8 protein-coding genes are annotated in these 11,530 nt (G+C 33.2%); 3 read left to right on the forward strand and 5 right to left on the reverse strand.

What is annotated here, in order from left to right; genetic code table 11:
- Positions 1-17: 17 nt before the first annotated feature.
- The 3 genes from GBH57_RS13230 to GBH57_RS13240 form a co-directional block, all read right to left on the reverse strand.
- Positions 18-2,798, reverse strand: a complete 2,781-nt coding sequence (locus GBH57_RS13230; protein ID WP_151674974.1) for a DNA gyrase/topoisomerase IV subunit A — start codon at positions 2,796-2,798, stop codon at positions 18-20.
- Positions 2,795-3,895: a PDDEXK nuclease domain-containing protein gene (locus GBH57_RS13235; RefSeq protein WP_151674975.1), complete on the reverse strand. Its 1,101-nt coding sequence runs from the start codon at positions 3,893-3,895 to the stop codon at positions 2,795-2,797. The genes GBH57_RS13230 and GBH57_RS13235 overlap by 4 nt, the downstream gene beginning before the upstream one ends.
- Before the next feature lie 110 nt (positions 3,896-4,005).
- Entirely contained in the window at positions 4,006-5,856 is a 1,851-nt protein-coding gene (locus GBH57_RS13240; protein ID WP_151674976.1) for a DNA topoisomerase IV subunit B, read from the reverse strand.
- A gap of 359 nt (positions 5,857-6,215) precedes the next feature.
- Between GBH57_RS13240 and GBH57_RS13245 the strand changes: the two genes are divergently transcribed.
- Both GBH57_RS13245 and lysA read left to right on the forward strand, forming a co-directional pair.
- On the forward strand, positions 6,216-7,061 hold the full coding sequence (locus GBH57_RS13245; protein WP_151674977.1) for a phosphatase PAP2 family protein: 846 nt from the start codon (positions 6,216-6,218) through the stop codon (positions 7,059-7,061).
- Between the two features lie 183 nt (positions 7,062-7,244).
- Positions 7,245-8,480 (forward strand): diaminopimelate decarboxylase, encoded by a 1,236-nt coding sequence (gene lysA / locus GBH57_RS13250; RefSeq protein WP_151674978.1) that lies wholly within the window; start codon positions 7,245-7,247, stop codon positions 8,478-8,480.
- Positions 8,481-8,590: 110 nt separating this feature from the next.
- Here lysA and ychF read toward each other — a convergent pair whose 3' ends face one another.
- The gene (gene ychF, locus GBH57_RS13255; protein ID WP_151674979.1) at positions 8,591-9,685 is read right to left on the reverse strand and encodes a redox-regulated ATPase YchF; all 1,095 of its coding nucleotides are present in this window, start codon (positions 9,683-9,685) and stop codon (positions 8,591-8,593) included.
- A gap of 172 nt (positions 9,686-9,857) precedes the next feature.
- On the opposite strand from ychF, the gene GBH57_RS13260 reads away from it, so the two are divergent.
- Entirely contained in the window at positions 9,858-10,430 is a 573-nt protein-coding gene (locus tag GBH57_RS13260) for a hypothetical protein (protein ID WP_151674980.1), read from the forward strand.
- 50 nt (positions 10,431-10,480) lie between these two features.
- Here the strand turns inward: GBH57_RS13260 and GBH57_RS13265 are convergent, their stop codons facing one another.
- Entirely contained in the window at positions 10,481-11,299 is an 819-nt protein-coding gene (locus GBH57_RS13265) for an alpha/beta hydrolase (RefSeq protein ID WP_151674981.1), read from the reverse strand.
- Between the last annotated feature and the right edge of the window lie 231 nt (positions 11,300-11,530).

Consider the following 11,530-nt stretch of genomic DNA (forward strand, 5'->3'; position numbering starts at 1 on the left):
TATAGTATTCTGAAATATTAAAACAATGTAGCTTGCCCGTCCTCATCAATCTGTGGGTCTTCACCATCAATATCTAATTTTGGTTTAGGTTTTCCCTCAGTGTCTGAATTGACTGCCCCTTCTCCTTTTGCTGTTTCGCTAGAGACATTTACCTCATCAACTATTTCAATACTTTCCGGAGTAACTTCTTGCGGCTCTTCAAATGGCAATGGCGATAGCGCATTAATTTCAAGAACTTTCTCTTTTGTCAATTGATTCCCCATTGCGGTAATACCTTTAATAGAGATAAAATCTTCTAAGTCAAGTTCTAAATTTTCTTCTCGCTCCTGCCCTCTTTTTTTACCAAATACAATTTCAGCGACAGGTCTATAATCAGTAAAAAAACGTTCTAAATACGATTTTTCATGGTCAGTTATCACTTGTTCTTCTTTGTCTGGATTTTCAATTAGGAATCGTTTTACGTAAAACAATTCTTTTTCACCTTCCCAGTAAATAACCGTTAAAGGCTTTTTTGGAATCCACTTTTCAAGCACTATCATATCCTCATCAAAATGTAGTGTTACTTCAGGAATCACTGTTTTAACAATACCCTTTTGATTTACAATTAAAAGGCGGTCTTCACTTTTAAATTCGCCTAATAGTTCTCCTCTAGCATCAAGATTTAAACGCTGAACAGTATCATCAAACCAAATTTTGCGTGGTTTCAACGTAGAAAGTCCCTTCTCTTTTAATTCAATTCGCTTTACAGGATACTTGGTGACTATGTTTCCTTTAGAGCCACGTCCTTTCACTAAAATATCACTAAAATCTAAATCCCATTTTAATTTTTTAATACTTCCGCTTTGTCTTAAAAGCACAGTAACCACTTCAGCTTCTCCGTTAGGGTTTGCCGTAAAATAAAGAACTTTCGAGCCTTTATTTCCGTTAGTCATGTCATATTCCTTATCGCGTGTCATTGCTGTAACAGCAAAACGTTTAACGTATGTTGGGCCTTTTAAACCATCCTTATAGATTAGATTATAAATTGTACGTTTATCTTTCTTTTTAAAAACTGCGACATGTAGAATGTTTTTACCAACAAAGGTTTTGCTATCTACTTTGTGGACCATCATTTTTCCGTCTGCAGTGAATGCAATAATATCATCAATATCACTACAATCAGTTACATACTCATCACGTTTTAAACTAGTACCTATAAACCCTTCCTCACGATTTACATAAAGTTTAGTATTACGGATAACTACTTTAGTGGCTTCAATATCATCAAATACTTTAATCTCAGCTTTACGCTCTTTTCCTTCACCATAGTCTTTTTTAAGTCGTGTAAAGTAATCGATTGCATATTGAATTAAATTATCTAAGTGATGCTTTACTTGAGCTATACTATCCTCTAATGCATCAATTTTTTGTTGTGCCTTATCAATATCAAATTTTGAAATACGTTTAATTCGAATTTCAGTTAATCTTACAATATCCTCCTCTGTAACAGCGCGTTTTAAATGAGTGGTATGAGGTTTTAAACCTTTGTCTATTGCCTCAATAACACCTACCCAAGTTTCCTCTTCTTCAATATCACGATAGATTCGGTTTTCTATAAAAATACGCTCTAAACTAGCGTAGTGCCATTGTTCTTCAAACTCGCCCAATTGTATTTCTAATTCACTTTTCAGCAATGAAACTGTACGATCTGTTGATCTTCGTAGCATTTCAGAAACACCAATAAATAAGGGTTTGTTGTCTTCAATAACACAACCCAATGGCGAAATTGATGACTCACAGTTTGTGAAAGCATACAGTGCATCAATAGTTTTATCTGGAGAAATACCTGATGCTATATGGATCATAATTTCCACATCTGCCGCAGTATTATCTTCTATTTTTTTGATCTTGATTTTACCTTTGTCATTTGCTTTAAGAATAGAATCTATTAAAGATCCTGTGTTAGTACCAAATGGTATTTCCCTTATAACTAAGGTGTTTTTGTCGTGCTGTAAAATACGCGCACGACTTTTAATTTTACCGCCACGTAATCCATCATTATAGTCAGTAACATCAACCATTCCTCCTGTGGGGAAATCTGGATATAAGCTAAATCGTTTTCCTTGTAAATGCTTTACCGATGCATCAATCAACTCAATAAAATTATGTGGTAATACTTTAGTTGACAGCCCTACCGCAATCCCTTCTGCTCCTTGTGCAAGTAGTAAAGGAAACATTACAGGTAGGTTTATAGGCTCTTTACGACGACCATCATAACTGGCTTGCCATTTCGTGATTTTTGGGTTGTATACGACATCTAAACCAAACTTAGAAATACGTGCTTCAATATATCGCGATGCAGCTGCTCTATCTCCTGTAAGTATATTACCCCAGTTCCCTTGGGTATCAATTAACAAGTCTTTTTGACCTATTTGCACCATTGCATCTGCTATACTTGCATCTCCGTGTGGGTGATACTGCATAGTATGCCCTACGATGTTTGCTACTTTATTGTAACGACCATCGTCAAGATCTTTCATCGAATGCATTATACGACGTTGAACAGGCTTAAACCCATCTTCAATAGCTGGAACAGCACGTTCTAGGATTACATAACTCGCATAATCAAGAAACCATTCACGGTACATTCCTGAAATTCGTGTTATCGTTTCTCCACCTTCATCCTCTTCGCCATCTTCCATAACTTCAGCTTCGTGAACTTCGTTATCACTATCATTAGGCTGTCCTTCTTGATTTTCGTTCTGAATATCTTGAGGGTCTAGTGCTTCGTCGTTATTGTTTGAGTTATCTTCACTCATATGGTATTTTCTTCTTTGTCAATAATAGATTTCAATTCTTCTTTGCTTGGTAAAATAGTTTGGTATTTACTCGCAAATATCTGTTCATTATTTTCTGGCAATGTATACTCTACAACGGACTCTCGTTTATTTTGACATAAAACTATTCCTATTGTTTTATTTTCATCTTCTAATCGTAATTCTCTATCGTAATAATTGACGTACATCTGCATTTGACCTAAATCTTGATGTTTTAATTCGCCAATTTTCAAATCAATTAAAACAAAACATTTTAATATTCTATTATAAAACACTAAATCAATTCTAAAGTGTGTATCATCTAAAGAAATTCTTTTTTGTCTAGCCACAAACGTGAAACCATTTCCTAATTCTAATAAAAAATGCTCTAACTTATTGATGATTTCTTGTTCTAAATCATTTTCAGAATAATTAGGTAGTTCTGGAAGTCCTAAAAATTCTAGTATATAAGGATCTTTAATCACATCTTTTGGTTTTTCTAAAATGTGTCCCTTTTTAGAAAGCTCTTGTACCTCCGCTTTATCTCTACTAAGTACTAGTCTTGTATATAAAGCTGAATCATACTGACGGTTTAGTTCTCTAACACTCCAGTTGTTCTTTCTAGATTCTATTTCATAAAACTGCCTTTCAGAAAGATTGTCAATTCGCATAAGCTTTAAGTAATGAGACCAACTCAATAAAAATCTATGCTCTTTTTGACTCTTGGTTTTACTTAATTGCGTTTTTGAATTATGTTGTTCTAAATAGGCAGACACTGCCTGACCTTTTTTTAAAAAATCAGCAGACGCTGTCTGACCTTTTCCATAAACTAAGTAAAAGTTACGCATTTGTTTCAAGTTTGTCACTGAGAAACCTTTACCAAATTCTCTTGTCAATACTTTTGAAAGTCCCTTTATCGTTTCTTTGCCATACTTTGCTCTTTCTTCTCCTCCTTGTTCCTCTTCAATAAGCATTCTACCAATCTCAAAATATGTCATTACCATAGTCTGATTCACGGTACGTAAAACCTGACTTTTAGCAGAATGTAACAAAGTTACAACCTCCGTAAACAACTTATTATTTGATGGAATTAATTTCAAAAGTTTTTAGTATGCTATTAGAATATTTTGAATATACTGTTCTATTATTTCGTTTTTGATATGTTCAGAATCTTATACTTTGAATTTAAACTCTCGTTTTACATACAAGACTAATCCTCAACAGTATCAAGCTCCACTTTCAAGTTATTAATAATGAACTCTTGTCTATCTGGGGTATTTTTTCCCATATAAAATTTCAGCAGTTCTTCTATACTCATCTGTTTATCTAACATGACAGGATCTAGGCGTATATCTTCGCCAATAAAGTGAACAAATTCATCTGGAGAGATTTCACCTAAACCTTTAAATCGTGTAATTTCTGGTTTTGGCTTCAACTCCTCCATCGCATTTCTACGCTCTTCTTCGCTATAACAATATATTGTTTTCTTCTTATTTCGGACTCTAAACAAAGGGGTTTGTAAAATAAACAAATGCCCTTCTTTAATCACTTCAGGAAAAAATTGTAAAAAGAACGTTATTAATAGCAAGCGGATATGCATTCCATCAACATCAGCATCAGTCGCAATTACAATATTGTTGTAACGTAAATCTTCAATTGATTCTTCAATATTTAACGCGGCTTGCAATAAGTTGAACTCCTCATTCTCGTAAACAATCTTTTTAGTGAGTCCGTAGCAGTTTAATGGTTTACCTTTTAAACTGAAAACCGCCTGCGTATTTACATCTCTACTTTTTGTAATACTACCACTAGCACTATCTCCCTCAGTAATAAATAAAGTAGATTCTAGATTACGTTCTTTTTTTGTGTCGCCTAAATGAATACGGCAATCACGTAATTTCTTATTGTGAAGATTCGCTTTTTTAGCACGATCCTTCGCTAGTTTTCTAATTCCAGAAAGCTCTTTACGTTCGCGTTCTGCAGTTAAAATTTTGCGCTGAATTTTCTCAGCAACTTCTGCATTTTTATGTAGGTAATTATCTAACTGTGTTTTAACAAAATCGTTTATATACGTTCGCACTGTTGGCAAATCGCCGCCCATATCTGTAGAACCCAATTTAGTTTTTGTTTGACTTTCAAAAACTGGCTCCATCACTTTTATACTAATGGCACTCACAATGGATTTTCGAATATCACTAGAGTCGTAATTTTTACCGTAAAACTCTCTAATTGTTTTTACTAAACTCTCCCTATAAGCTGCTAAATGTGTTCCTCCTTGTGTAGTATTCTGTCCATTTACAAAACTGTGGTACTCTTCACTATATTGCGTTTTACTATGTGTTAGTGCAACCTCAATATCGTCACCTTTTAAATGAATTACAGGGTATAACATATCTTCTTGCGACATATTATCTTCCAACAAATCCTTTAAACCATTTTCACTGTAAAATTTTTCGCCATTAAAATCTATTGTCAATCCTGGATTTAAATAGACATAATTACGAAGCATCTTCTCAACATATTCGTTGCGGTACTTATAATTTTTAAAGATTACTTCATCGGGAATAAAAGTAACTTTCGTTCCTTTTCTCTTACTACTTTCTTCAATTTCACTTTCTTCTTTTAGTTCACCTTGAGAAAACTCGGCATACTTACTTTGATTATCTCTACTAGATTCTACTTTAAAAAAAGAGGACAAAGCATTGACAGCTTTTGTACCTACTCCATTTAAACCAACCGATTTTTTAAAAGCTCTAGAGTCGTACTTTCCCCCTGTGTTCATCTTGCTTACTACATCCACAACTTTACCTAAAGGAATACCACGCCCGTAATCACGAACTTTTACAATCTTATCCTTAATACGGATTTCAATTGTTTTACCAGCCCCCATAACAAATTCATCGATACAATTATCGAGAACTTCTTTAAGCAAAATATAGATTCCATCATCGGCTGAGGAACCATCTCCAAGCTTTCCAATATACATCCCAGGACGCATCCTTATATGCTCTTTCCAATCGAGCGATCGTATATTATCTTCTGTATATTTAGTATCTGACATAAAACGTGTGAATAGTTGTTAAATATAGTCTTTCGAGCGAACACTTGGAATATATCCAAAACAAAGTAATTAACAATTAGAGATTTTAAATTGTTAATATTTCTTATTTAATCTTCGGAAATTTTACGAATTTATATATCGTTCAAACTAATTTATATAATGCTAAAATTAAACAGATATATGCTATTCAACAAATTGTAATCATATTAATAATCTGGTTAAAATTTCACATAAACAAAAGCATAAAAATTTATATTAACAGTATTTAAGAATTATTAACTGACTTTAAATATTATTTAAGATATAACGAAATGTTAAAGCTAATTTAAGAACGGCAAAGCTCTAATAGTTTTGTCATTATGATAAAACAACTAACATTTTTCGCCTTACTACTATTAGTAATTAGCAATAGTTTAGCTCAAAGTGAATCACCCTATGAATGGGACTGGACAAAAGACGGAATTTGGACCGGAGTAGCCATAGGCGGTACTGCCGTTGGATATTCACTTATAGTTAATAAAGAGGATATTAATCCGGAGGAATTTGCTCGCATTCAAAATAACTTACAAGAAGAAATCGACAATATCAATTTTATTGATCGATGGGCTGCGGGTAATAATAATGAAAAAGCTGGTGAAATAAGTGATGTCCCATTTGCACTTTCGTTTGTTGCACCTTTCGCAATGTTATTTGATGATGAGATCAATGATCATACAGGGCAATATTTAGGAATGTATCTCGAAAGTTTAGCAACAACAGGTGCCATGTATACTATTACAGCAGGACTTGTAAACCGAAGCAGACCTTATGTGTATGACAATAGCGGAGAGACAGGTCTCGCAAGAAGACAATCTGGAAACGGACAACGCTCCTTCTATTCTGGTCACGTAGCCGTTACCGCAACAGCAACATTTTACATGGCTAAAGTTTACAGCGATTTCAATCCTGATGCTAGCCCAACTGGAAAAGCATTCATTTGGGGAGGTGCCGCAGCGCTACCTGCAGCTGTAGGATATTTCAGAATGTCTGCTGGAGAACATTTTTTAACCGATGTTGCACTAGGATATCTTTTAGGAGCTGCAACTGGAATATTAGTACCTGAATTACACAAAAAGAAAATGGACGGTATTTCAATATACACAACTGGTGGTCAAAGCCCACTTGGAGATGATTATACTGCAATGGCTCTAAGAATAGCGTTTTAGAACTAATCTTTCACTAATTTAGAAAAAGCGTGTTGATTAATTTCAAAACGCTTTTTTTTCTATAAAAAAGCTGCAATTATAGCTAAAAATCCTCTTTTTAATAAAAGTTTAATACTTATTGAGCCCCCTAATTCTATTATCCTGTTAATTTTACCCGCTTAATTAATTTTTAACTAAAATAAAATGAATCAAAAAGATCTTTTAAAAATTGCAGCGGACTTCGGTAGTCCAGTTTACGTGTATGACTCACAGGTTATAGAAAATCAATATAAACGTTTAACAGGTGCATTTAAAAAGATTAAACAGTTAAAGATTCATTACGCAGTTAAAGCACTATCTAACATTTCTATATTAAAATTAATAAAAAACCAAGGCGCTGGACTTGATACAGTTTCTATTCAAGAAGTACAATTAGGATTAGCCGCAGGGTTTAAACCTGAGGATATTATTTTTACTCCAAACGGTGTTGCACTTGAAGAAATTGAAAGTGTTGCTAAAATGGGGATTCAAATAAATATTGACAGCCTTACTTTTTTAGAAGCATTCGGAACAAGAAATAAAAATATACCCGTATGTATTCGTATTAACCCACATGTAATGGCTGGCGGTAATTCTAATATTTCCGTAGGACATATTGATAGTAAATTTGGAATTTCAATTCACCAAATACCCCATATTCTACGTATTGTAAAAAATACTGGGATGAAAATTAATGGAATCCATATGCATACTGGAAGCGATATATTAGACATTGATGTATTTCTATATGCAAGCGAAATTTTATTTGAAACAGCTAAAAACTTTGATAACTTAGAGTTTATTGATTTCGGATCTGGCTTTAAAGTCCCTTATAAAGAAGGTGATATTGAAACTAATATTGAAGAATTTGGTGAGAAGCTTACAGAACGTTTTAATACGTTTTGTAAAAATTATGGAAGAGAGATAACACTCTCTTTTGAACCTGGAAAATTCCTTGTAAGTGAAGCGGGTCAATTTCTTGTTAAAGTAAATAGCATAAAGCAAACAACATCAACCGTTTTTGCACAAGTAGATAGTGGGTTCAATCATTTAATTAGACCAATGCTTTACGGTGCTCAACACGAAATTTTAAACATTTCGAATCCAGAAGGAAACGAACGCTTTTATACTGTTGTTGGTTACATATGTGAAACTGACACTTTTGCAAACAATAGAAGAATTTCAGAAATTAAAGAAGGTGACATCCTATCTTTTAAAAATGCTGGAGCATATTGTTTTTCAATGGCTAGTAATTATAATTCTAGATATCGCCCTGCCGAAGTATTATGGATGGACGGAAAAGCACATCTAATAAGAAAAAGAGAAACTTTTGAAGATATTACTAGAAACCAGATTGAAGTTAATATTCCTTCTAAAAAAGTTTTAGCAGAAGCAATTTAATAACATTTAAACTCAATCCATAAAAAGAGCCCCTCAATTAAGAGGGGCTCTTTAAGTTTATAACTTACTATGTTGTTCGCTAATAAAATAGCAGCAACAGTTAAGAATATTTAGACGTTAAATCTAAAGTGCATTACATCACCATCATTAACAACATATTCTTTTCCTTCAACACCCATTTTTCCAGCTTCCTTTACTTTTGCTTCGCTACCCAGCTCAACAAAATCAGAATATTTTATAACCTCTGCACGAATAAATCCTTTTTCAAAATCAGTATGTATTACACCCGCAGCTTGTGGCGCAGTAGCTCCTACCGGAATAGTCCAAGCACGAACCTCTTTTACACCTGCTGTGAAATAGGTTTGTAAATTTAATAATTTATATGCTCCACGAATAAGTTTAGCAGATCCTGGTTCAGATAAACCAAGGTCCTCTAAGAACATCTGGCGCTCTTCGAATGATTCTAATTCGGTTATATCTGCCTCTGTTCCTACCGCAAGTATAACAACCTCTGCATTTTCGTCTGCAACAGCTGCTTTTACTTTATCTACATAAGCATTTCCATCTGCAGCCGCATCTTCATCAACATTACAAACATACATAACAGGCTTATCTGTAATAAACTGTAATGGTCTAACAAACTCTTCTCTTTCCTTTTCTGTAAACTCAACAGCACGAACAGAAATTCCTTGTTCTAATGCTTCTTTAATTTTAAGCAAAACAGCCTCCTCTTTCTGAGCATCTTTATTACCAGTTCTTGAAGCTCTTTTAACTTTTTCAAGTTTTTTATCGGTTGTTTCAAGATCTTTTAATTGAAGCTCTATGTCAATTGTTTCCTTATCTCTTATAGGGTCTACACTACCATCAACGTGAACAATGTTTTCATTATCAAAACAACGCAATACGTGCAATATAGCATCAGTTTCACGAATATTTCCTAGAAATTGGTTTCCTAACCCTTCTCCTTTACTAGCTCCTTTTACAAGACCTGCAATATCCACTATCTCAACCGTTGCTGGCAAAACACGTTCAGGATTTACAAGTTCTTCTAATTTCACTAATCGATCATCCGGTACATTTACAACCCCTATGTTAGGCTCAATGGTACAAAATGGAAAGTTAGCACTTTGCGCTTTTGCATTTGACAAACAGTTAAATAAGGTTGATTTTCCAACATTAGGTAATCCTACAATTCCAGCTTTCATAAAAAATCTATTAAGTGATTTAAACGGCTGCAAAGATATGTTTTTAACCGAAATTTTAATGCGTAAAATTCATCCGATCCAAAAAAATATAGGAAAACTTTATATTCTGTTTATCAATTATTTAACACAACCAAACGTACATTTGTATCAATAATAAACAAAAACTATAACCATGAAAAAAATAGCAATTACTTTAGGTGCAGCACTTTTTACACTACTAGGTGTACAAGCACAAAATAATACGGACGTCAAAAAGGAAACAGTTACTAAAAAAATTGTTACTACCGATGATTATAAAAAAACTGTAAAAGTTGTTGAAGAAATTGATAAAGAGATTGATATATTAGATGTTCCTGAAAACGGTAAGGAAGAACTTTCTCCAAATAAAATATCAAAAAAAATGGACGAAGTAAATGTCCTTACAGATGAAACTGTTGTTGATACTAAAAAACAAATGATGGACGCTAACGCAAAATCAAAAACTGAAGCTCGCCTTAAAAAAGAACTTGAGATGTCTAAACAAATGCAGGCAAACAAAGAGCAAATGAAAAAGGCTAAATATGAAGCTAGTCAAAAGTTACTTGAACTAGAGCGTTTAGAACGTAAGGCTGTATTAACAAAAAAAATAGGACAATCTGCTGATGAAGCAAAAATGCAATCTCCAGAAGTTCAACAAGCTAGAAAAGAATATGAAGCTGCTTTAGAAAAAGCTAACAAAGCTGAATTAGGTATGAAGAAAATGTAAATTATTCTTTTATATTATTTAAAAAAGCCGAGATTTTGTCTCGGCTTTTTTTAGTTCCCTAAACTAGATATTATTGTTTCATTATATAAAGGAAATAAAACTATATTGTGATGGTTTGCTTCAGGCAGTGTGTAAAATGTTAATTGATCTTTAGGAAGTAATTCTGCTAATTTTACACCTGAATTATATGGTACAATTTGGTCTTTTTTTCCATGGTATATAACTACTGGCGATTTTACACGCGTTATATAGCTATTACTGTTTAGTCTAATTTTTAAAAACTTATCTAAAAAGGGAATTATTGAAAATTTCTGCTTTGCTATATCTAGTAAATTATAAAAAGGTGTTTCTAAAATTAATTTTCTAGGATTATTTTTAGAGGCTACATAAGTGGCAAACCCAGTTCCTATTGACCTTCCATAAACTACAATATCTGTCTCTTTATAATTTTTCAATAAGTAATCGTACCATAACTGAGTATCTTCAAGCATTTTCTGTTCATCGATTACACCTGTACTTTTACCGTACGTTCGATAATCAACTACAAGCACATCATACTCAAATCTTGTGAAATAATTTGCAACCTCTCCCCACCTTGATAAATCTCCTGCATTACCGTGAAAATATAAAATAACACCTTTAGGATTAGGTACTGTAAAATGAATACTGTTTAAATTTACGTTATCTTCAGTTGTAAGGTTAACCTCTTCATAAGGCTGGTCAAATTCGAAATAATAATCGAAAGGTAATTGTGATGAGGCAAAAACAATACGCTCTTGCTTTGTATAAATATATGAAGTAAACGCAATAAACAATACTGCTACAATTAATAGAATAACTCCTCCTGTCATCAATAATTTCTTTTTCATTTGTACTAATGTTTAATTTGCTAAATAGCTATAGACAAATTTACATCTACTATGTATTAATTAAAGTTTCTATGAATTTCATAGCGAAAACAAAAATATTGATGTTTTTGAGACTGTCACTAATAAACGGAAACTAAGTAAGCGAATTTACTTAGGTTATTCACTATTTAATACTTCTGTGATATTTCAGAATAAAAAAAAGAGCCTCGATTTCTCGAGACTCTTTCTATA

The organism is Patiriisocius marinus, from assembly GCF_008974325.1.
In the GTDB taxonomy this organism is placed as follows: domain Bacteria; phylum Bacteroidota; class Bacteroidia; order Flavobacteriales; family Flavobacteriaceae; genus Patiriisocius; species Patiriisocius marinus.

What these genes read in the sequence shown, in the direction of transcription:
- GBH57_RS13230 (WP_151674974.1), bottom strand. Translation starts at nt 2,798, where the DNA reads ATGAGTGAAGATAACTCAAACAATAACGACGAAGCACTAGACCCTCAA.
- GBH57_RS13240 (WP_151674976.1), bottom strand. Translation starts at nt 5,856, where the DNA reads ATGTCAGATACTAAATATACAGAAGATAATATACGATCGCTCGATTGG.
- GBH57_RS13245 (WP_151674977.1), top strand. Translation starts at nt 6,216, where the DNA reads ATGATAAAACAACTAACATTTTTCGCCTTACTACTATTAGTAATTAGC.
- lysA (WP_151674978.1), top strand. Translation starts at nt 7,245, where the DNA reads ATGAATCAAAAAGATCTTTTAAAAATTGCAGCGGACTTCGGTAGTCCA.
- ychF (WP_151674979.1), bottom strand. Translation starts at nt 9,685, where the DNA reads ATGAAAGCTGGAATTGTAGGATTACCTAATGTTGGAAAATCAACCTTA.
- GBH57_RS13260 (WP_151674980.1), top strand. Translation starts at nt 9,858, where the DNA reads ATGAAAAAAATAGCAATTACTTTAGGTGCAGCACTTTTTACACTACTA.
- GBH57_RS13265 (WP_151674981.1), bottom strand. Translation starts at nt 11,299, where the DNA reads ATGAAAAAGAAATTATTGATGACAGGAGGAGTTATTCTATTAATTGTA.